Annotated in this window: 20 protein-coding genes; 13 read left to right on the forward strand and 7 right to left on the reverse strand. The window is 75.5% G+C overall.

Annotated elements, in window-relative coordinates; genetic code table 11:
* Positions 1-6: 6 nt before the first annotated feature.
* The gene (locus QRT04_RS09550) at positions 7-1,575 is read left to right on the forward strand and encodes an HNH endonuclease signature motif containing protein (protein WP_289454982.1); all 1,569 of its coding nucleotides are present in this window, start codon (positions 7-9) and stop codon (positions 1,573-1,575) included.
* A 121-nt stretch (positions 1,576-1,696) separates the two neighbouring features.
* Here the strand turns inward: QRT04_RS09550 and QRT04_RS09555 are convergent, their stop codons facing one another.
* The gene (locus QRT04_RS09555; protein WP_289454983.1) at positions 1,697-1,924 is read right to left on the reverse strand and encodes a hypothetical protein; all 228 of its coding nucleotides are present in this window, start codon (positions 1,922-1,924) and stop codon (positions 1,697-1,699) included.
* Positions 1,925-1,943: 19 nt separating this feature from the next.
* Between QRT04_RS09555 and QRT04_RS09560 the strand changes: the two genes are divergently transcribed.
* The 4 genes from QRT04_RS09560 to QRT04_RS09575 all read left to right on the forward strand — a co-directional run bounded on the left by QRT04_RS09560 (position 1,944) and on the right by QRT04_RS09575 (position 5,244).
* Complete coding sequence (locus tag QRT04_RS09560; protein WP_289454984.1) at positions 1,944-3,569, forward strand: hypothetical protein; 1,626 nt, start codon at positions 1,944-1,946, stop codon at positions 3,567-3,569.
* Between the two features lie 73 nt (positions 3,570-3,642).
* Positions 3,643-3,900 (forward strand): FeoA family protein, encoded by a 258-nt coding sequence (locus tag QRT04_RS09565; protein WP_289454985.1) that lies wholly within the window; start codon positions 3,643-3,645, stop codon positions 3,898-3,900.
* Between the two features lie 169 nt (positions 3,901-4,069).
* Positions 4,070-4,489, forward strand: coding sequence for a hypothetical protein (locus QRT04_RS09570; RefSeq protein WP_289454986.1), 420 nt, complete (start codon positions 4,070-4,072; stop codon positions 4,487-4,489).
* A gap of 5 nt (positions 4,490-4,494) precedes the next feature.
* Positions 4,495-5,244: a DinB family protein gene (locus QRT04_RS09575; RefSeq protein WP_289454987.1), complete on the forward strand. Its 750-nt coding sequence runs from the start codon at positions 4,495-4,497 to the stop codon at positions 5,242-5,244.
* Positions 5,245-5,265: 21 nt separating this feature from the next.
* On the opposite strand, the gene QRT04_RS09580 is transcribed toward QRT04_RS09575, so the two are convergent.
* Positions 5,266-5,769 (reverse strand): gluconokinase, encoded by a 504-nt coding sequence (locus QRT04_RS09580; RefSeq protein WP_289454988.1) that lies wholly within the window; start codon positions 5,767-5,769, stop codon positions 5,266-5,268.
* 56 nt (positions 5,770-5,825) lie between these two features.
* Here QRT04_RS09580 and QRT04_RS09585 point away from each other — a divergent pair, with 56 nt between their 5' ends.
* Both QRT04_RS09585 and QRT04_RS09590 read left to right on the forward strand, forming a co-directional pair.
* On the forward strand, positions 5,826-7,109 hold the full coding sequence (locus tag QRT04_RS09585; protein ID WP_289454989.1) for an MFS transporter: 1,284 nt from the start codon (positions 5,826-5,828) through the stop codon (positions 7,107-7,109).
* Complete coding sequence (locus tag QRT04_RS09590) at positions 7,106-7,615, forward strand: GNAT family N-acetyltransferase (RefSeq protein ID WP_289454990.1); 510 nt, start codon at positions 7,106-7,108, stop codon at positions 7,613-7,615. The genes QRT04_RS09585 and QRT04_RS09590 overlap by 4 nt, the downstream gene beginning before the upstream one ends.
* 21 nt (positions 7,616-7,636) lie before the next feature.
* On the opposite strand, the gene QRT04_RS09595 is transcribed toward QRT04_RS09590, so the two are convergent.
* Positions 7,637-8,617: a phosphotransferase family protein gene (locus QRT04_RS09595; protein ID WP_289454991.1), complete on the reverse strand. Its 981-nt coding sequence runs from the start codon at positions 8,615-8,617 to the stop codon at positions 7,637-7,639.
* Between the two features lie 21 nt (positions 8,618-8,638).
* Positions 8,639-9,946, reverse strand: a complete 1,308-nt coding sequence (locus QRT04_RS09600; RefSeq protein ID WP_289454992.1) for an MFS transporter — start codon at positions 9,944-9,946, stop codon at positions 8,639-8,641.
* A 33-nt stretch (positions 9,947-9,979) separates the two neighbouring features.
* Between QRT04_RS09600 and QRT04_RS09605 the strand changes: the two genes are divergently transcribed.
* Complete coding sequence (locus QRT04_RS09605; protein WP_289454993.1) at positions 9,980-10,264, forward strand: GNAT family N-acetyltransferase; 285 nt, start codon at positions 9,980-9,982, stop codon at positions 10,262-10,264.
* Between the two features lie 39 nt (positions 10,265-10,303).
* Here the strand turns inward: QRT04_RS09605 and pgm are convergent, their stop codons facing one another.
* Positions 10,304-11,986, reverse strand: coding sequence for a phosphoglucomutase (alpha-D-glucose-1,6-bisphosphate-dependent) (pgm, locus tag QRT04_RS09610; RefSeq protein WP_289454994.1), 1,683 nt, complete (start codon positions 11,984-11,986; stop codon positions 10,304-10,306).
* 240 nt (positions 11,987-12,226) lie between these two features.
* Here pgm and QRT04_RS09615 point away from each other — a divergent pair, with 240 nt between their 5' ends.
* Both QRT04_RS09615 and QRT04_RS09620 read left to right on the forward strand, forming a co-directional pair.
* The gene (locus tag QRT04_RS09615) at positions 12,227-13,051 is read left to right on the forward strand and encodes a DUF5926 family protein (RefSeq protein WP_289454995.1); all 825 of its coding nucleotides are present in this window, start codon (positions 12,227-12,229) and stop codon (positions 13,049-13,051) included.
* Between the two features lie 541 nt (positions 13,052-13,592).
* Positions 13,593-14,333 (forward strand): glycosyltransferase family 2 protein, encoded by a 741-nt coding sequence (locus QRT04_RS09620; RefSeq protein ID WP_289455753.1) that lies wholly within the window; start codon positions 13,593-13,595, stop codon positions 14,331-14,333.
* 14 nt (positions 14,334-14,347) lie between these two features.
* Here QRT04_RS09620 and QRT04_RS09625 read toward each other — a convergent pair whose 3' ends face one another.
* Positions 14,348-16,771: a hypothetical protein gene (locus QRT04_RS09625; protein ID WP_289454996.1), complete on the reverse strand. Its 2,424-nt coding sequence runs from the start codon at positions 16,769-16,771 to the stop codon at positions 14,348-14,350.
* 131 nt (positions 16,772-16,902) lie between these two features.
* On the opposite strand from QRT04_RS09625, the gene pheA reads away from it, so the two are divergent.
* On the forward strand, positions 16,903-17,862 hold the full coding sequence (pheA, locus tag QRT04_RS09630; protein WP_289454997.1) for a prephenate dehydratase: 960 nt from the start codon (positions 16,903-16,905) through the stop codon (positions 17,860-17,862).
* A gap of 21 nt (positions 17,863-17,883) precedes the next feature.
* On the opposite strand, the gene QRT04_RS09635 is transcribed toward pheA, so the two are convergent.
* Complete coding sequence (locus QRT04_RS09635; protein ID WP_289454998.1) at positions 17,884-19,047, reverse strand: diacylglycerol/lipid kinase family protein; 1,164 nt, start codon at positions 19,045-19,047, stop codon at positions 17,884-17,886.
* Between the two features lie 145 nt (positions 19,048-19,192).
* Here QRT04_RS09635 and serS point away from each other — a divergent pair, with 145 nt between their 5' ends.
* Complete coding sequence (gene serS, locus QRT04_RS09640) at positions 19,193-20,470, forward strand: serine--tRNA ligase (RefSeq protein ID WP_289454999.1); 1,278 nt, start codon at positions 19,193-19,195, stop codon at positions 20,468-20,470.
* On the forward strand, positions 20,467-21,264 hold the full coding sequence (locus tag QRT04_RS09645) for an HAD family hydrolase (protein ID WP_289455000.1): 798 nt from the start codon (positions 20,467-20,469) through the stop codon (positions 21,262-21,264). Before serS ends, QRT04_RS09645 begins: the two co-directional genes overlap by 4 nt.
* Positions 21,265-21,314: the final 50 nt, after the last annotated feature.

Consider the following 21,314-nt stretch of genomic DNA (forward strand, 5'->3'; position numbering starts at 1 on the left):
GGGCGGGTGGGCGCATTGGCAGACCGGCTGGGGACGGCAGGCGCCGACCGCCCGCATGTCCCGCGCCTGGCGTCCCGAGCGCGGCTCGCGCTCGCGGCGTCTCCACCGGACCGGTCGTCGGCGCCCGGGCTCGTGCCACCCCGGCCGCGCGACCTCCCCGCGTCTGACGTCGGACCACGTGCGCTGCTGGACCTCCTGCTCGCCTTCGACGTCGCGGACCTGCCCGAGACCGACGTCCTCGGCGTCGTCGCCGGGTGGCAGCAGCTGATCGGCATGGCGACGGCTGCCCAGGCCGCGGTCGTGAGCGAGCTCGTCGCGCGTCGGCCCCGGACGCCGTCCCGCCCGGTGGACGACCTCGCCTGCAGGTTGTCGACGACGTCCTACGCGGCGAGCGCGCTCGTGTCCCGGGCCGACGGTCTGGCGACCCACCCGGTGCTGGCCGACGGCCTGCGGTCGGGCGTGCTGGACCAGCGGAAGGTCGACGTGCTGCTGGACGAGATGGCGCGCCTGCCGCGCGACGACGCCGACGACGTGCTCCGCGCAGCGGTGGCCGACGCCGACGGCCTCACCGCGCCGCTGCTACGTCGGACGACGCGACGACTGGTCTCCGCGGTCGACCCGGACGCGGCGGCCAAGCGGGCGCAGAAGTCCCGCGCCGAGCGTTGCGTGCGGCTCGACTGGGCCTCCGACTCGATGGCGTGGGTGGCCGCGCTGCTGCCGGCAGCCGAGGCCGTGGCGGTGTTCTCGGTCGTCGACCTCCTGGCCGATGTCGCAGCCGCCGCCCAGGACGACCGCACGCTCGCGCAGCGGCGCGCGGACGCGTTCTCCGGGATCTTCGAGACGATCCTCGCGACGGGCGGCACCCCGGACGGGACCCGCGTGCCGACCCGGCAGGGCCGCGCCGCAGGCGTGCACCTGACGCTCGCCGCCTCGACGCTGGCCGGGCACGACGACCTGCCGGGCGAGCTCGCCGGGTACGGCCCGATCCCCGCGCCGATCGCGCGCGACCTCGCCGCCGGCGCCGACCGCTACCGCCCGGCGCTCATGGACGAGGACGGCCACCTCCTGGGGCTGGGGACGCACGCGATCCCGTTCCGAGATCGTCCCGCGCCGACCCGATCGCCCGGCGCGCCGCCGGCGGCATCGCCGCTCCGTCCGCCACCGCCCTCGACCGGGTACCGCCCCGGCGCCGAGCTGCGGCGGTTCGTCGTCGCGCGCGACGAGTCGTGCATGTTCCCGGGCTGTCGCCGGCCCGCCGACGGCTGCGACCTCGACCACGTCGAGCCATTCGACGGGGAGCGCAGCGCGGTCGAGCAGACGATCGCCGCGAACTTGCAACCGTTGTGCCGACATCACCACCGCTCGAAGACGCACCACGACTGGCACATGCACCGCGACCGCGTCACGGGCGACGTCCACACCACGAGCCCCGACGGCATCACCTACGTCCGGCTCGCGACGACGGTCCTGCTGACCCGCGGGGCGTTCGAGCGCGCCCTGCCGCGAGCCGCCCACGGCGCGCTCCCCGCCCTCTCGAACCCCTCGAAGGGCGCGGACCCACCCCCGCCGTTCTGACGGCGAGCCGGCGCCGAGTCAGAGACCGCCGACTCGGGAACACCGGGCCGGGGGGCGCCGAGTCGGGAGCATCGACGCAGGGAGCACCGACTCAGGGAGCACCAATTCCGGGAGCACCGGCTCAGGGAACCCCGGGTCGCTCGGCCTGGTCGGCGTGCACGGCGCGGCCGTAGGCGGCGACGAACAGCTCGAGCAGCGCGACCAGCCGGTCGGCGTCGTCCGCCGCGAGGACGCGCTCGTCGACTGACGGGTCGATCAGGACGGTTCCACGACGACGGCGGGCCTCGGGAGACCGGGCCCGCCGTCGCCGTCCCGCCCGAGCGGCGCCGCGAGCGAATGCGCAGGGCACTCGCGTACGTTGGCTCGCCGTGACTCCTGCGGCGGGGGTGGAGGCGGCGGCACGCTCGGGCGCCCGCGCGCGGTGGCGCGTCGTCGGCGTCGAGGCGGCGGGGTGTGCGGCCGCGGCGTTGATGGCGGTCGTCGTCGTCGCGCACCTCGTGCACGCGCGGGCGTGGTTCCTGTTCGAGAACGGCGACGCGTTCACCACCGCGCTGATCACGCGCTCGCTCGCCGTGGGCCAGCCGCAGGACTGGGCGATGTCGCCCGTCCTGTTCCTGCCCGAGACGGCCGAGTACGGGCTGCTCTCCCTGCTGGGCCAGTCGGCTCGCACCACGCTGACGCTCGCGGCCCTCGTCACGTTCGTCGCGCTGTACGGCGCGATCCGGGTCGCCGCCGGCGCGCGCGGCCGGGTGAGGCGACCGGTGGCGGGCGCGCTGACGGGGTTCGGGTTCTTCTGCCTGCTCGCCCTGCTCGACGGCGGGCCCGGCCGCGCGGGCTACCAGCTCCCGTCGATGCTCGCGTCGACGACGTACTACGCGGGGACCGTGATCGCCACGGTGCTCACGGTCGGGCTGCTCCGCCGCGTCGTCGACGCGACCGACCCCCGACGGCCGCGCGGGCCGGTCCGCGGCACCCAGGTCGCGCTCGCGCTGGTCGCGGCACTCTCGACCCTGACCAACCCGCTGTACGCCGGGTGGGCCACCGCTCCCGCCGCGCTCGTGCTCGCGGGGCTCGCGCTGCGCCGCCGGATCGCGCGGCGGGACGCGCTGACGCTCGGCCTCGTGCTCGTCGGCGCGACGGCCGTGGGCGGCGTGGCCCGCCTGCCGCTCGGCCGCTGGATCGTCGCCGACGACTCGGACTACGTCGGGTTCTCGCACTGGACACGGTCGCTGGCGCACTACGGCGGGCTCGTCACGCAGACCGCCGGCTCGGTCGCGGGCATCGCCTCGCTCGTGCTGACGGTCGGTGCGTGGCTCGCGTGCGTGCCGCTGGGCGTCGTGCTGCTGCGCCGCGGACGACCGTCGGCGGGCGCGGCGCTCGTCGCGCTCGTCGCGGTCGTCGCGCCGGTCGTCGTGCTGATGGCCGTCGTGGCCGCCGGGGCGTCCCCCGAGCGGTACCTGCAGCCGTGGGTCTTCCTCCCGGCGGTCGCACTCACGGCGGTGCCCGGTCTCGTACCCGAGGAGCGGCGCGCGGGCGCGCCCGGCACGCTGCCGCGCGAGTCGCCGGCGATCGCCGCGATCGGCATCGTCTCCGCGCTGGCGCTCGGGCTCGTGGTCGCCGCCGCGTTCGCCGTCCCGCGGCTCGCTCCCGCGCCGGCCGCCGACGCGGACGTCCGCTGCGTCGTCCGCTGGGTCGACGCGTCGGGGCGGACCGGCGCCGGCCAGTACTGGACCGTCCGGGCACCGAAGGCGGAGATCGCCGACCCGCGCCGGCTCGTCCAGGTCGACGCGCACCTGGGCGTCTATCCGTGGCTGACGAACCGCGCGGACCGCGACGGGGCCGACGTCACGTTCCTCGTCTCGGGGCCGCGCACCGCGCCGTGGGTGCTGCCCGGCGGCGCGACGACCGCCGACGCGCGGCGCGTCGACTGCGGCACGTACACGATCGACGACTTCGGCAGCCGCGTCCTCCCCCTCGCGCCGAGCCGGCCGTAGGCCGCCGCCAGCCGGAGCAGGCGGGACCTCGGTCCCAGGAGGGGAGCCTCGCCTCAGTCGTAGGTTCGCGAGCATGAACCTGGGCGAGTGGCCCGTGGCCACAGCCGGCCGAGTCGTCAGCGTCGACCTCGACCGGCGCCATCGACTTCGGCTCGGCGAGCTCGGCGTCCGACCCGGATCGCTCGTGCGCATCACCCACCGGGCCGCGTTCGGCGGTCGCGTCGTCGCGGTCGGCGCGGACCGGTTCGCGCTCGACGCGACGACGTGCGCGCGGATCGAGGTCGCCGCACCCGGCCCGGCGACGGTCGCGTCCGTGCTCCGCACGGCCTGACGGGCCACGACGTCGCTGCTCCGCACCGCCTGCCGGCCACCGCGGGAGTCCCGCGGACGCTGTGCGTCGACCCCGGCGTCGTGACCCGGCGCCCGACGCCTGACCCTCCACACCTCCGCGCAGCGCCGCGGCCGAGGGGCCATGCTGGTGGCATGCGACGGGAGGCGCCGTGTACGTGAACGGGCTGGGAATCTGGCACCTCGGCCTGCTCGGGGTGTTCGCGCTCGTCGTCCTGGGAGTCGTGGTGCTCGTGGTCGCGCTCGTCACGAGCGCGAGCCGACAGCCCCCGGGCGGATCTGGTCGGCCGCCCGCCGGCTACGCGGGCCAGGCGGGATACCCGGCGCCGGCCGACCCGGGCCAGCACCCGGGCTACTCCGTGCCGCCCGCGTACCCCGGCGCCGACCCGATGGGCGGTCCTACCGGGATCCCGCCCGGGTACGCCGCGGCGCCGAGCGCAGCCACGGGGGCCTCGGCCGGCGCGCGCTCGGTCGAGCAGCGCCTCGCCGACCTCGAGGACCTGCACCGTCGCGGCGTCGTCAACGCCGACGAGTACGCGGCCGCCCGCATCCGCATCCTCGGCGAGCTGTAGCCGCCGTGGCCGAGCAGTCGGGCGACCTGCGCGGCACGTCGTTCGTCGACGCGGACCTCGCGGGTGCCCGGTTCGTGCGGTCGTTCCTGCCGGGCGTCGTCATGCGCGGGGTCGTGGTCGACGGGGCCGACATCGACGCGCCGTGGCTCCTCGAGCCGGGGGGCTCGTTGCTCGTCAACGGCGTCGACGTGGTGCCGTTCGTGGACGCGGAGCTCGACCGCCGCTTCCCGGGTCGCGAGCTCCGGCGGGCGGACGACCCGGAAGGGCTGCGCGACGCGTGGGCGGCCGTCGAGCGGACGTGGGCCGCGACCCTCGCGCGGGTCGACTCGATGCCGGCGGGCACGCCGGACGTCCAGGTCGACGGCGAGTGGTCGTTCGCGCAGACGCTGCGGCACCTCGTCATGGCGACGGACGCGTGGCTGCGCGGGTCGGTGCTCGGCGTCGAGCGGCCGTTCCACCCGCTCGGGCAGCCGAACGCCGAGTACGCGCTCGACGGCAACGACATGGCGGTGTTCGCGACGCGGGCCCCGAGCTACGCCGAGGTGCTCGAGGTCAGGGCCGCGCACGTCGCGATGGTCCGGGACTTCCTCGCCGGCGTCACGCCGGACGTGCTCGCGGTGCCGCGGCCGAACCCGTGGTCCGCGGAGGCGCCGGAGACGACGCTGAGCTGCCTGCACACGATCCTCGAGGAGGAGTGGGAGCACCACCGCTACGCCGTGCGAGACCTCGACGCGATCGACGCCGCGGCGGGCTGAACGGGGCGCGGCGCCGCGCGGTCAGCCGAGCGCGGCCAGCACCGAGCGCACCGTCAGCCCTGCGCGCCCGCTCACCGGCACCTCGACCCCGTCCTCGTCGGCCCCGAGGGGCTCGAGCGTCGCGAGCTGCGAGTCGAGCAGCGACGCGGGCATGAAGTGCCCCTCGCGGTGCTCGACACGGTGCTCGAGGACGGCGCGCGGCACGGCGAGGTGCACGAAGCGGACGCGACCCTCGGCGGTGCGCAGCACGTCGCGGTACGACGCACGCAGCGCCGAGCACGCCACCACGGTCGAGCGGCCGTCGGCCGCTGCCTCGGACATCGCGTCGCGCACGCGTCGCAGCCAGGGCAGCCGCTCGGCGTCCGTGAGCGGGACGCCGGCGCGCATCTGCGCGACGTTGGCCGTCGGGTGCAGGTCGTCACCCTCGATGAAGTCCCGGTGCAGCTTGCGGGCCACCAGGCGCCCGATGGTGGTCTTGCCGGTCCCTGAGACGCCCATGACGACGATGTGCTCCGCCTCGCTCACAGGCAGCACCTTTCCATGCGGCGGGACCGTCCGCCGGGGCAACTAGAATCCGAGCAATGCCCTCCTTGGTCGTCGACACGACGCCGCTGCGCGTCAGCCCCCCGTTCCGCCGGTTGTGGGCGGGACTGTCGATCGCCAACCTCGGCACGCAGCTGACGGTCGTCGCGGTCGGCCTGCAGGTCTACGACCTCACGAGATCGACGTTCTCGGTCGGCGTGCTCGGCATGTTCGCGCTCGTGCCGCTCGTCGTGTTCGGGCTCTACGGCGGCGCGATCTCCGACCACTACGACCGCCGCCGGGTCGCGCTCGTCGCGTCCGTCGTCAGCTGGTGCGCGACGCTCGGCCTGGTCGTGCAGGCGTTCGCCGGCAACGAGCGGGTCGGGTGGCTGTTCGCGCTGGTCGCGATCCAGTCGGGCGCGAACGCGGTGAACTCGCCCGCGCGGTCCGCGATCATCCCGCGCCTGCTCGAGGCCCGGCTGATGCCCGCGGCGAACGCGCTGCAGACCATCGGGTTCAGCGTCGCGCTGACCATCGGGCCGCTCGTCGGCGCGGCCCTCGTCGCGACCATCGGCTTCGGGTGGGCGTACACCGTCGACGCGGTGCTGTTCACGTTCGCGCTCACGGCGCTGCTGCGGCTCCCGCCCGTGCCACCCGAGCCGTCGGCGGGGCGGCGCGAGCGCGTCGGCATCGGATCGGTGGTCGACGGGCTCCGTTACCTCGGCACGCAGCGGAACGTGCGCATGACGTTCGCGGTCGACCTGATCGCGATGATCACGGCGATGCCGCGCGTCGTGTTCCCGGCGGTCGGTCTGCTCTACATCGGCGGCGGCGCGACGACCACCGGCGCACTGACCGCGGCGATCGCGGTCGGGTCGATGCTCGCGGGCCTGTTCTCCGGCGCGCTGACGCGCGTGCGCTGGCAGGGCCGCGTCATCGCCCTCGCGATCACCGGCTGGGGGCTCGCCGTCGCGGCGTTCGGGTTCGTGCTCGTGGCGGTGGGCAAGACGAGCCCCGCGCACGTCATCTGGTGGGCGCTCGCGGCGGCGTTCCTGATGCTCGTGGTCGCGGGCGGCGCGGACGCGATCAGCGCCGTGTTCCGGCAGACGATCCTGCAGACCGCGACGCCGGACGACATGCGGGGCCGCCTGCAGGGCGTGTTCATCGTGGTCGTCGCGGGCGGCCCCCGGCTCGGCGACCTGTGGGTCGGCACGCTGTCGCGGTGGGTCGGCGAGGCGTGGGCCGTGACGCTCGGCGGCCTGCTGTGCGTCGTCCTGCTGTGGGTGCTCGTCCGCGTGCAGCGGTCGTTCCTCGCGTACGACGCGAAGCACCCGGTGCCGTGATCCCGGGCCCGACCGCGCGGCTGCGGTTCCGCGAGCTGACGCCCGACGACCTCGACGCCATGGCCGCATTGCTCGGCGATCCCGACGTCATGCGGTTCTACCCCGCGCCGAAGACGCGCGACGAGGCGGCGGGCTGGATCGGCTGGTCGCGCGCGAGCTACGCCGAGAACGGCTTCGGCCTGTGGCTCGTCGAGACGCACGACGGCGAGTTCGTCGGCGACTGCGGGCTCACGTGGCAGAGCGTCAACGGCCGGCGCGTGCTCGAGGTCGGCTACCACGTGCGCGCCGACCTGCAGGGCCGCGGGTACGCCACCGAGGCCGCCACCGCGTGCCGCGACCTGGCTCGCGCCGCCGGCTTCCCCGAGCTCTACGCGATCCCGCACCCCGAGAACGCGGCGTCGGTGCGCGTCGCCGAGAAGCTCGGCATGACGCGCGTCGAGGACGACACGGCGCACCCGTGGATCGTCCGGACCGTCATGCGCATGGCGCTCGCCGACGGCAGCTGACGGGCGAGGGCCCCGTCGGGATCAGCTGCGGATCTCGGCCAACGCCACCGCGCGCATCCGGTCCACCTCGGCGTCGTACCCCGCCACCCAGTCGCCCTGGTAGTCGCGCGGCACGCGCTCGACGCTCATGACGATCGCGAGCCACAACCGGTAGAGCGCGAGCCGGGCGCACGCCGACGGCGACGTGACGTCGAGCTGTGCGCCCGCCGCCTCGGCGTAGCCGCCGAGCAGGGTGGCGTCGTCCTGCGACCGCCCGAACGGGTCGCACCCCACGACGTCGACGAGCGGGTCGCCGAAGATCGCGCGCTCGGGGTCGATGACGCCCGTGAGCCGGCCGGAGACGGGGTCGACGAACACGTTGCCGGGCCAGAGGTCGGTGTGGACGAGCGACGGGCGCGTGACGTCGTCGAGCGCCGCACCGTGGCGGACGAGCTCGCGCCGGATCTCGTCGGCGGGCAGGGCGACCCCCCACCGGCCGGCGTCGGCGAGCAGGGCCTCGACCATGCGGCCGAACGCCTCGCGCCACGTGGCGCCGCCGAGCTCGGGCTTGTCGGGGTACCCGAACGGTGCGCGCTCGATCGCGTGGAGCTGCGCCATCGCCGCGCCCACGCCGCGACGGGCCGTCGTCGCCGCGTCCCCCTCGAGGTCCGCGCCGTCGAGCGGCACGCCGTCGAGGTGCGTCACGACGACCGCGTCACCGGGCAGGTGCGTGCGCGACCAGTCGGTCAGCAGCACGCGCGGCACCGCGATCCCGCGCGGGTGGGCGAGCTCGTAGACGAGTGCCTCGGCGCGCAGCAGGTCGTGCTCGTGGGACAGCAGCCGGTCGGTGCCCGTCGGCGCGGTCTTGACGACCACGCGCCGCCCGTCGTCGAGGTGCACGCGGTACGTCATGGCGAACAGCCCGCCGGTGAGGCGCTCGGCCGACGTGGCGCGGCCGACCGGTGCGACGACCGCCCGCAACGCGTCGAGCGGCACGGACACGTCGGTGGGCGTGGTCGTCATGCGGGCGAGCGTAAGGGCTGGTCAGCGGTCCCGTGGCTCCGCGACGCGGGACACCTCGACGGCCGCGACCGCGGCGCCCGCGGACGCCGACGGGGACTCGTCCTCGCACGCACCCGGCCCCGCCGCAGCGCGCGCACCCGGGGTCGGCGCCCGCAGCGTCCGGTACGCCGCGACGGTCGCCACCAGCGCGAACGCCCCCGCGCCGACCACCACGAGGTACCCGCCGTGCGCGCCGTCCGCGTCGACCCGCTGGCCGGCGACCGACGAGCCGACCGAGACGCCGACGCCGAGCGCCGTCGTCACCCACGTCAGCCCCTCGGTGAGCCGCTCGGCCGGCACGAGCTGCTGCACGAGCCCGTTGCCGTTGATCAGCGTCGGTGCGATCGCCAGCCCCGCGACGAACATGATCGGCACGAGCATCCACAGGGTCTGCGCCAGCACGAGCAGGCTCGACCCGACCGCGAGCCCCACCATGCCGACCGCGAACCGCAGGTGCAGCGGCCGGTGCCACTGCCGCGACCCGTAGGCGAGCCCCGCGACGAGCGACCCCGCCGCGAACACCGCGAGCAGCGGCCCGGCGAGCCCCTTGTGGCCGGCCTCGTCGGCGAACGCGACGGTCGAGACGTCGGTCGCGCCGAAGATCGCGCCCATCGCGACGAACACGACCGCGAGCACCACCATGCCGGGGTTGCGCATGACGGAGCCGCCCGCGCGGACGGTTCCCGGTGCCGCCGCGGGTGGCTCGGTCGCGCGCTGCTGCAGGAACCACAGCCCGCCCGCGATCGCGGCGACCAGGGGCACGACGAGCCCCGCCGTGGGCGACACGCTCGTGGCCAGCAGGGTCGCCGCGACGGGTCCCACCACGAACACGACCTCGTCGAGGGCCGACTCGAGCGAGTACGCGGTGTGCATCGCGTGCGCGTCGTCACCGAGCGCGTGGCTCCATCGCGCGCGCACCAGCGACCCGAACGGCACGAGCGTCGCACCCGTCACCGCGGCCGCCACGTCGAGAACGAGCGGGTCGGCGTGCGCCTGCGCCGCGGCGACCAGCCCGACGAGCGCCACCGCGAACACCGCGAGCGTCGGTCGCATGGCCCGCGCCTGGCCGCGTCGGTCGACCCACCGCCCGAGCAGCGGCGCGCACACCGCCTGCGCCACGAGGTAGACGGCGGAGACGCGCCCCGCGAGCCCGTACGAGCCGTACAGCGACGAGACGGCGAGCACGATGCCGATCCCGATCATCGAGATCGGCAGCCGCGCGACGAGCGCTGCGGCGGAGAACGCGAGGGTGCCCGGGCGCGTCAGCACGCCACGGTACGGCTGGAGCATGCGCCCCACTCTCGCACGCGGCACGATCGGCCCATGACGGAGATCCAGGTGCACGACGCGGGCGACCGGTACGAGGCGCGGTCACCCGAGGGCACGCTGCTCGGCGCCGCGTACTACGACCTGGTCGGCGGCAGCGTCGCGTTCACGCACACGGAGGTCGACCCGGCGTACGAGGGTCAGGGCATCGCGGGCGTGCTCGTCCGCGCGGCGCTCGACTCGGTCCGCGCGTCCGGGCGCGACGTCATCGCGCTGTGCCCGTACGTGAAGGCCTGGATCGGCCGGCACCCCGACTACGCGGACCTGCTGCACCACGCGTGACGTGGCGACCCGGCCGGGGCCGGCCGGGTCGCGGCGTCGTCAGGCGTCGAGCGCGGCGGACACCACGTCCTTCGCCTCCGCCTGCACCTGCGCGAGGTGCTCGGCCGAGACGAACGACTCGGCGTAGATCTTGTAGACGTCCTCCGTGCCGGACGGCCGCGCCGCGAACCACGCGTTCTCCGTCACGACCTTGAGGCCGCCGATCGGCGCGTCGTTGCCGGGCGCGTCGACGAGCCGCGCCGTGATCTCCTCGCCCGCGAGCGTCGTCGCCTTGACCTGGTCCGGCGAGAGCGCGGCGAGCGTCGCCTTCTGCTCCCGCGTGGCCGCCGCGTCGACCCGCGCGTACCAGGACTCGCCGAACCGGTCGACGAGCTCCGCGTGGTGCTGCGACGGGGACTTGCCGGTGGTCGCGAGGATCTCCGAGGCGAGCAGCGCCGGCAGCATGCCGTCCTTGTCGGTGGTCCAGACGGTGCCGTCCTTGCGCAGGAACGACGCGCCCGCCGACTCCTCGCCGCCGAAGCCGACGGACCCGTCGACGAGCCCCGGCACGAACCACTTGAACCCGACCGGCACCTCGAGCAGGCGGCGGTCGAGGTCGCGCGCCACGCGGTCGATCAGCGACGACGAGACGAGCGTCTTGCCGATCGCCGTCCCGGCCGGCCAGCCCGGGCGCGCGCCGCCGTACAGGTACCGGATCGCGACCGCGAGGTAGTGGTTCGGGTTCATCAGCCCGCCGTCGGGCGTCACGATCCCGTGCCGGTCGGAGTCCGCGTCGTTGCCCGTCGCGATGTCGAACGGCGCGTCGTCGCCATGGCCCGTCATGCGGCTGACCAGCGACGCCATCGCGTACGGCGAGCTGCAGTCCATGCGGATCTTGCCGTCCCAGTCGAGCGTCATGAACGCCCACTGCGGGTCGACCGTCGGGTTCACGACCGTGAGGTCGAGGCCGTATCGCTCGCCGATCGCGCCCCAGTACTCGACCGAGGCGCCGCCCAGCGGGTCCGCTCCGATGCGCACGCCCGACGCGCGGATCGCCTCGACGTCGAGCACGTTGACGAGGTCGTCGACGTAGCTCGTCAGGTAGTCGTGCTTCGCCGTGGTGTCGGCGGCGAGCGCCTGCTCGACCGTCACGCGCGGCACGTGGCGCCAGCCCTGGCGCAGGATCTCGTTGGCGCGGTCCGCGATCCAGCCGGTCGCGTCCGAGCCCGCCGGGCCGCCGTGCGGCGGGTTGTACTTGAACCCGCCGTCGCGCGGCGGGTTGTGGCTCGGCGTCACGACGATGCCGTCCGCGAGCCCCGGGCCGTGCGTCCGGACGCCCTCGGACGTGCCCGCGCCGTTGTGCCGCAGGATCGCGTGCGAGACGGCCGGCGTCGGCGTCCACGAGTCGCGCGCGTCGACGTGGACCTCGACACCCGCGGCGGCGAGCACCTCGAGAGCCGAGTCGAACGCCGGCCGCGACAGGGCGTGCGTGTCCCGGCCGATGAACAGCGGGCCGTCGGTGCCCTGGCTGCGGCGGTACTCCACGATCGCCGCGGTGATCGCGACGATGTGCGCCTCGTTGAACGCGCCGTCGAGCGCGGAGCCGCGGTGGCCGCTCGTGCCGAACACCACGCGCTGCGCGGGATCGTCGAGGTCGGGCTCGCGGTCGTAGTAGGCGCTGGTCAGCGCATCGACGTCGACCAGGTCCTCGGGCAGGGCGGGGGTTCCGGCGCGCGGGTGCATGCCGCGATCCTCCCCCAACGCCGCGCCGGACGCACGGGTGCGAACGTCCCGCGCGCGGGGCGCGGGGGCGTGCGGACCGTCGGTGCGGAGAGTGCCGCTGCCGCACGGCGTGTCGCGGCTGGGCGCGCAGCGGTCCGCACGGACGGTCCGGTCGCGGCGGCGTTCCAGCCCCGTTCCGGCCGCACACCGCCCTCGGTCCACGCCGGGAGCGGACCGCACGCCGCCGGTAGCCTTGCGCGCATGGCCAAGACTCCGACCGACTTCGTGCTGCGCCCGTTCGAGGGCCTCCCCGGCGAGCCCGACTGGGTCGCGCTCAAGGAGCTCGTCCCCGCGGCGACCGCCACGGCGCGCACGACGAAGGGGCACGGCGCGCGCGACGTGGTCGTCACCACGGTCCTGCCGCAGGCGTGGCCCGCGCTGCACCGGTCCGACGGGGTCGTGCTGCTGGCGCTCCAGACGGGCACCAGCTCGGGCGACTCGAGCCGCGACCTCTCGCAGGCGCTGCTGGCCGCGCTCGACGCCGAGCCGGGCACCGCGATCGAGTCGATCGGGCTGCCGACCGCCGGCCCGCGGCTGCAGGACGTGCTCGACACGTCGGTCCCGTTCGAGGTGACGGTCCGCGAGTCGTTCGACTACTGGCTCGCGTCCGACGTCGAGCGCACGTCCGACCTCGACGCGGCGATCGAGGAGGCGGACGCCGGCATCATCGACACCGTCAAGCTCGGCGGGGTCGAGGCCGCGTACTGGGCGCGGCTCGGCGCCAAGGAGTTCCTGCGCTGGGCGCAGCCGCACGACGAGCAGGTCGTGCTCGACGCGCTGGCCCGGCTGCACGCGCGCCGCGCGTCGGGCTTCGACGGCTCGAAGTTCGTCGGCTACTTCCGCTCGAGCGGCATCGTCGTGCCGGTCTGGGAGCTGGCGCGCGGCAGCGAGGCCGACGACATCGAGGCGCCCGTCGCCGCGTTCGCGCCCGCGTTCGCCGAGGCGCTGGCCAACGACGCCCCGCTCGACGCGAACGAGCGACGCGCCCGTGCGGGCCTGGTGGCTCGGCAGGTCACGCTGCGCTGACGAGCCCCCGCGGGTCGATAGGGTTCAGGCCGTGACACGACGCGGTGGCAAGGCCACCGACCAGCCGGCGGAATCGGGCGCGCCCGAGGGGCAGCACGACGCCGACGTCGCGGCTGCGCCGGCGGCCGCCGAGGCCGCTCGGGGCCTGGCCGCCGAGCCCACCGGCACCGCGCCCGCCGAGCCCGAGGGCACCGCGCCCGCCGAGCCCACCGGCGCCGAGCCCACCGAGCCCACCGGCACCGCGCCCACCGGCACCGCGCCCGCCGAGCCCGACGGCTCCCAGGCCGCCGGCGACACGACCCCCGAGGCACCGGCCGAGGCCAAGGCGCCGTCCACCCGCAAGCCGCGCTCCCGGACGACCTCGAGCAGGAAGAAGGCCGCCGCGGCCGACCCGGTCCGCGACGTCACCGACACCGCACAGCTCGCCGCCGACACCGTCGCCGCGGCCCACGCGCGGGCAGAGACCGCGAAGTCGTCGCACGCCACGCCCGCCGACCGCCACACCGACCCGCAGCCGCACCGCACGCGCCAGCGCGTCGCGGTGATCATCCCGGCGAAGGACGAGTCCCGCCGTATCGCGGCCACCGTCCGCAGCGCGAAGGCCATCCCGCACGTCGACCTCGTGCTCGTGGTCGACGACGGCTCGGAGGACAACACGCAGCACGTCGCGCGCGAGGCCGGTGCGGTCGTCGTCCGGCACTCGCACAACCGCGGCAAGGCCGCGGCGATGGAGACGGGTGCCGCCGTCGTCGCGATGCGCGACGCGCCCGACCGTCAGCCGCGCATCCTGCTGTTCATCGACGGCGACCTCGGCGAGACGGCGGTCAACACCGCGCCGCTCGTCCCGCCGGTGCTCGAGGGCCACACGGACCTGGCGATCGCGCTGATCCCGCCGCAGCCGGGCGCGGGCGGTCACGGCTTCGTGGTGGGCGCCGCGCGCCGCGCGATCCAGTCGCTGACGGGCTGGACGCCGACGCAGCCGCTCTCCGGCATGCGCTGCCTGACCCGCGAGGCGTTCGAGGCCGCGACCCCGCTCGCGCACGGCTGGGGCGTCGAGACCGGCATGACGATCGACCTGCTCCGCCAGGGTTTCCGGGTCGTCGAGGTGCCGTGCGACCTGCGCCACCGCCCGTCGGGCACCGACCTGAAGGGTCAGATGCACCGCGCCGCGCAGTACCGCGACGTGCAGCTCGCGGCGAACGCGCGACGCATCCGCGGCGCGGCCTCGGCCGTGAAGCGCACGGTCCAGCCTGGCAAGCGCCCGCCGCAGACGCACCTGTAGCGCGGCAGGCAGCCTCAGGTCGTCAGCTCGACCGGCGCGGCGTCGGGCGCGGGCTCCTCGTCGTCCGGGTCCTCGGTCGGGTGGTCGAGCCGCCACTGCGCGGCGGCGGCGACGAGGCACGGCACCGCGACCGCGATCCCGGTGGCGGGCACCACGATGCCGGAGTCGTTGATCAGGAACCCGACGAGCAGGCCGCAGCCCATCGCGGCGACGCCCGGCCGGAGCAGGGGCACCGCCCGGCGCAGCCCCGCGAGCGGGCTCCCGCGCCCGAGCAGCGCACCGCGCCGGGGGCGCGGGTTCGCGACGACGATCCAGGTGAGCCCGACTCCGGCGATGGCGAGCAGCAGGTAGCGCCACGACGTCAGCACGCGCAGGTTGGCGGAGAGCTTCCGGCCGATCGTGTCGCCCAGGCCGCCGTCGAGGGACGAGGCGACGAACCGCCCGAGGTGCGTGCGGTCGGCCGGCGGGCGGAGGTAGTCGATCACGGCGAACCCGCCGACGACGAGCACGCCCGCGCCGACGATGATCGCGAGCACCTTCCAGTTGACCCGCCGCCCGCTGATCGAGACCGCGAGCATCGCGAACGCGAGGATCAGCGCGGGCGGCCCACCGAAGTCGCTGCCCAGCCCGGGCGTCCCGTCGACGACGACGCACAGCAGGCCGAGCAGCGAGACCGCGACCACCGCGAGCCGGCGACGGTCGCGGCGCAGCAGGACGTCGCCGATCACGACGCCGAGCAGCACGCCGGCCGCGAGCAGCAGCGCGAACGACTGGTTGCTCATGCCGTAGAACCGCGCGGCGAGCAGGCGGTGCGCGCCCATTGCGGAGTCGATCACGAGGTGCGAGCCGGTGAACGGGTCGATCACGAACGTCGCGACGGTCACGAGCGCGACGACGCCCGCGGGCCCGAGCACGTACCGGCGCCAGGGGCCCGCGAAGGCGACGAGCGTGATCACGGCCACCCAGGCGTAGAGCGTCCACCAGAACGCGTGGATCGGGTGGTCGACGTTCCACCACGGCACGAGCCCGGTCAGGAAGGACGCGACGGGTGCCGCGCCGAGCGCGATGCCCGCGACCTGGACGACGCGCAGCGCCGGGCGCAGCGGCCGTCGGTCGGCGCGCCCGCGCCGCGTCAGCACGATCGCGGCGACGACGAAGAGCAGCGCCTGCCCGAGCACGATCCGCGTCGTGAACGCGCCCGACACCTTGGTGATCCAGTACGAGCGGTGCTGCATGCTCAGCAGCCCCGCCATGCGCGCGGTCGCCGACGCGGCACCCGCGACGGGCACGATCGTCGCGCCGCCGAGGTCGGCCGCCGCGGCGTCGAGCCCCATCGCGTCGAGCAGCGTCGGAGTCACGTCGACGGTCTGGATCAGTCCGCTCTGCCGGGTGGAGCCCGACGTCAGCAGGTTCTCCGCGTACGTGCCGCCGTTCGGCGCGACGCCCGTCGCGGCCGCGAGCTGCAGCGACGTGCGCCCGGAGTCGGCGATCGAGACGACGAGCACGGTGGCGCCCGACGCCCGTGCGCCCGCCATCGCGGCGCCGATCCGCGCGTCGACGTCCTGCACCTGCTGGGCGCGCGCCGGCTGCGTGATGACCTCGGGCGTCGTGAGCGGCGGGGGCTCGACGGTGTCGCCGGGGATCAGCCCCTGCTGGTCGGTGTCGTCGGGCGAGCTCGTGGCGCCGGGGGCGCGCGCCTGCGTCGCGAAGCCGGTGTCGCGGATGACGCCCGCGTCGACCACGACGAGCCGCGAGTGCGTCAGCGCGTCCTCGACCTCGGCGGTCAGCGTCGTCGCGGCGGACGGCGCGTCGACGTGCGTGCCGACGACCGTGCCGGACGACGAGGCGAGCGCGATGGCGGCACCCGGCCCGATGCCCGTCACGTCCGTGCCGCCCTTCGCGAGCGCATCGCCGAGCAGGCCGAGGTGCGCGTCGTACGGCTGCGTGGCGACCGCCGCCGCGTAGTCCGACCACGCGGGCACCGTGCCGTCGGTGCCGGGCTCGACGAGCGTGCGGCACACCCCACCGGGGCCGCGCTGGTCGGCCGCGCGATCGCCCGCGCTGACCGCGAGCCAGCCGTCCGCGGGGCAGCCGCGCGCCGCGACGCTGCGCGTGGTGACGAGCCCGACGGACGCGTCGCGCGAGAGGTTCCACAGCGTGGGCGTGGTCAGCGTCGAGACGTCGTCCCAGCGCAGGCCGGTGACGCCGACGAACACGACGGGGGCGCTCGACCCGCCGGGGGTCGCGCCCGGGGATCCGGCCGACGTGGATCCACCGGGGCCGTCGGCCCGTGCCGGCCCACCGAGCCAGAGCCCGGCGAGCACGACGAGCGCCGCGGCGACGACGGCGACGAGCGCGCGCACCGCGGCCGGACGCTTCGAGGACGCGACGGCGGTGCGGGCGCGCAGGTCAGGGCGCGTCAGGGCGGGGCTCGGCACCGAACCAGCCTACGGGCGCACTACCCTCGACCCGGCGGCGGTGACCGGTCCTCGGGCGTCGTCCACGCCGCGCGCACGCGACCTGCACGAACAGGGCCTGCACCGGCCCGCACCGACCCACGGGAGGAACCATGGCGCTGCCCCGCTACGCCTACCTCGGGCCGGCCGGGACGTTCACCGAGGCGGCGCTGCGCCAGGTGGTCGGCCCCGACGCGTGCGTCGAGCTGCCGCAGGCCGACGTCTCGTCGGCGATCGAGGCGGTCCGGACCGGCGAGGCCGACTACGCGGTCGTCGCGATCGAGAGCACCGTCGAGGGCGGCGTCACCGCGACGCTGGACAGCCTCGCGGTCGGCGAGCCGCTCGTGCTGCTGCGCGAGGTGCTCGTGCCCGTGCAGTTCACGCTCGCCGCCGCGCCGGGCGTCACGCCGCACGACGTCCACCGAATCAGCGCGCACCCGCACGCGTGGGTGCAGTGCCGGCGCTGGCTCGCGCGCCACCTGCCGGGCGTCGTGCACGTGCCCGCGACGTCGAACACCGCGCCTGCGGCGCTGATCGCCGAGCGGCTCGCGGCGGGCGAGGACCCCCTGACGCTCGGGTTCGACGCCGCGCTCGTGCCGCCGCCCGCGGTCGAGACGTACGGGCTGACGCCGCTGGCCGAGCACGTCGGCGACAACCCGGACGCGCAGACGCGGTTCGTCGTCGTCGGCCACCCCGGCGAGGTCCCGGCCCCGACCGGCGCCGACAAGACGACGCTCGTCGTGCACCTGCCCGACAACGAGGCCGGCGCGCTGCTCGCGATGCTGGAGCAGTTCGCGACGCGCGGCGTCAACCTGTCGCGCATCGAGTCGCGGCCCATCGGGGACGCGCTCGGGCGGTACTCGTTCTCGATCGACGCCGAGGGCCACATCGCCGACGAGCGGGTCGGCGAGGCGTTCATGGGCCTGCACCGGCGGTGCCCGTACGTGCGGTTCCTCGGCTCGTACCCGCGGGCGGACGCGCAGCAGACCGAGGTGCACGTCGGCACGTCGGACCACGACTTCGTGACGGCCCGCGCGTGGCTGGACGCGATCCGCGGCGGCGCCGCGACCTGACGCCGCGCGCGGGGGTCGTCGTCAGCCTGCCGCCGCGTCCGCCGCGACCCGGACGACGAGCGCGCCGGGGTCGACCCGCGCGGCCACCTCGGTGACGCGCCCGACGACGTCGCCGTCCACCTGCACGTGCTCTCCGCCGGGCAGCACGACGTGGACCGTGCGGGCGCGGGTGTGGTCGATCCGGCCGATCTTGGCGGGCAGGTCGTTGCGCAGCCCGACGCCCTGCAGCACGACCTCGCCGAACAGCTGCGCCCACCCCGCGAGCCCGATGCGGGTGTCGATCGCGGCGACGTCGAGCCAGCCGTCGTCCACCACGGCGTCCGGCAGCAGCGTGATCCCGCCGGGCAGCCGCCCGCAGTTGCCGATCAGCAGGCTCCGCAGCCGCGTGGTCTGCGTCGCGCCGTCGTCGAGCCGCACGTGCACGCGCGCCCGCGAGCCGTGCAGGTGGCGGATGCCCGAGAAGAAGTACGCCACCCAGCCGACGCGCGCCTTGAGGTGCTCGTCGGTGTCGGCCACCATCGCGGCGTCGAAGCCGACCCCGGCGATCACCAGGAAGATGTGGTCGCGGGGCTGGTCGTCGGGCCCCGGCTCGGCCGCGCGGGCCACGTCGTCGTCGACGTCGGACTCCCAGCGCAGCACGCGGAGCCAGCCGACGTCGATCTCGCGGTCGCGACCCGCGAGCGCGATCTCGAGCGCGGTGACCGGATCGCCGACGGGGATGTCGAGGTTGCGGGCCAGCAGGTTGCCGGTGCCGAGGGGGATGAGCCCCATCGGCACGCTCGTGCCCACGAGACCCTCCGCGACCGCGCGCACCGTCCCGTCGCCGCCGATCGCGACCACGAGGTCGGCGCCGGCCTCGACCGCGGCGCGCGTCTGGCCGACACCCGGGTCCGCGGCCGTCGTCTCGAGCCACAGGGGTTCGGGCTGGCCGCGCTCGGCGCGGTACCGACGGATCAGCGCGCCGAGCTGCGCGACGTCGGGCTTCGTCGGGTTCGCGACGAACGCCACCACGTGCCCGCGCCGGCGGGCGTCGCGCACCGCACGCTCCGAGCCCGCCCCCCGGCCCCGCGCCCGGTAGATGCTCCGGCGCAGCCGCGTCCGGTGCAGCAGCACCCAGCCCGCGGCCAGCAGCGCCAGCGCGAGGACCCAGAGGACGAGCACGCCCACCCAGGCCTGCCACGACATGCTCGGCAATCTATTGCCCCGGGACCCGGACCGGGGCCTTCATTGCCCGGCAGACGGGGACGTGTCCGGTTCGTCCCGCCCGCGTGCGGCGCCCGCGCCCGCCTCGGCACGGAGCCGTCGGCGGCACGTCGGTAGGGTTGTCGCCGTGATCGATCTGCGGCTGCTCCGCGAGGACCCCGACGTCGTCCGGGCGAGCCAGAAGGCTCGTGGCGAGGACCCCCACCTGGTCGACGAGGTGCTCGACGCCGACGCGCGCCGCCGGTCCGCGCTCACGGAGTTCGAGACGCTGCGCGCCGAGCAGAAGGCGTTCGGCAAGCAGGTCGCGCAGGCCCAGGGTGACGAGAAGCAGGCGCTGCTCGCCCGGGCGAAGCACCTCGCGGACCAGGTCAAGGCGCTGCAGGCCGACGCCGACGAGGCGGAGCGCCGCGCCGACGAGCTGTCCCGCCGCATCGGCAACGTCGTCGAGCCGGGCGTCCCCGAGGGCGGCGAGGACGACTACGTGGTGCTCGAGCACGTCGGCACGCCGCGCGACTTCGCCGCCGAGTACGGCCCGGACTTCGCGGTCCGCGATCACCTCGAGCTCGGCGAGCGCCTCAAGGCCATCGACATGGAGCGCGGCGCCAAGGTCTCGGGTGCGCGGTTCTACTACCTGACCGGCGTCGGCGCCCGGCTCGAGCTCGCGCTGCTCACGGCGGCGTTCGACAAGGCCGTGCAGCTCGGCTTCACGCCCGTGATGACGCCGACCCTCGTCAAGCCCGAGGTGATGGCGGGCACCGGCTTCCTCGGCGCGCACGCCGACGAGATCTACCGGCTCGAGGCGGACGACCTGTACCTCGTCGGCACGAGCGAGGTCGCGCTCGCGGGCTTCCACAGCGGCGAGATCCTCGACCTGTCCGGCGGCGCCCAGCGGTACGCCGGCTGGTCGGCCTGCTACCGGCGCGAGGCGGGGTCGTACGGCAAGGACACGCGCGGCATCATCCGCGTCCACCAGTTCCACAAGGTCGAGGCGTTCAGCTGGACGACGGTCGAGGACGCGGCCGACGAGCACCGCCGCATCCTCGGCTGGGAGAAGGAGATGCTCGCGCTGGCCGAGCTGCCGTTCCGCGTGATCGACACCGCGGCCGGCGACCTCGGCTCGAGCGCGGCGCGCAAGTTCGACTGCGAGGCGTGGCTGCCGAGCCAGCAGCGCTACCTGGAGCTGACGTCGACGTCGAACTGCACGACTTTCCAGGCGCGCCGCCTCGGGGTCCGCGAGCGCACCGCCGACGGGTCGCTGCGCGCGGTCGCGACGCTCAACGGCACGCTCGCGACGACGCGCTGGATCGTGGCGATCCTCGAGAACCACCAGCAGGCCGACGGCTCGGTGCGCGTGCCCGAGGGCCTGCGGCCCTACCTGGGCGGCCTGGAGGTGCTGACGCCATGAGCCGCTGCCGCCTCGTCGCGCTCGACGTCGACGGGACGCTCATGTCCTACGACGGCGTGATCTCGGACGACGCCCGCAGGGCGGTCGCCGACGTGCGCGACGCGGGGCTGCACGTGGTGCTCGCGACCGGCCGGTCCGTGCACTCCGCCGTGCCGGTGGCCGGCGAGCTCGGACTCACCGACGGGTGGGTCGTCTGCTCCAACGGCGCCGTGACCGTGCGCCTCGACCCCGAGCTCGACGACGGGTACGAGGTCGTCGACGTCGTGACGTTCGACCCCGGCCCGGCGCTGCGCGCGCTCGCGGTCGAGCTGCCCGACGCGCTCTACGCCGTCGAGGAGCTCGGCGTCGGGTTCCGCGTCTCGGGCGACTTCCCGCCGGGCGAGCTGTCCGGCGAGCACACGGTCGTCACGCTCGACCAGCTCGCGGACGGCCCGGCGACGCGCGTCGTCATCCGGGCCCCCGGCGCCACGCCGGACGAGTTCCGCGAGATCGTCGAGCGCGTCGGCCTGCACGAGGTCGAGTACGCGATCGGCTGGACGGCCTGGCTCGACCTCTCCCCCGAGGGCGTCACCAAGGCGAGCGCGCTCGAGGCGGTGCGCCGACGGCTCGGCGTCGAGCCGTTCGCGACGATGGCCGTCGGCGACGGCGGCAACGACGTGCAGATGCTGGCGTGGGCGGCGCGCGGTGTCGCGATGGGCCACGCGGCCGACGCGGTTCGCCTCGCGGCCGACGAGGTCACGGGCACGATCGACGACGACGGCGTGGTCGCCGTGCTCCGGAGCCTCCTGGCCTGACGCGGTCCGCCCGCGCACCGGTCCCGCCGGTGGCAGTGCCCGGGATGTGA

Source organism: Cellulomonas alba, assembly GCF_030362835.1.
Taxonomy (GTDB): domain Bacteria; phylum Actinomycetota; class Actinomycetes; order Actinomycetales; family Cellulomonadaceae; genus Cellulomonas; species Cellulomonas alba.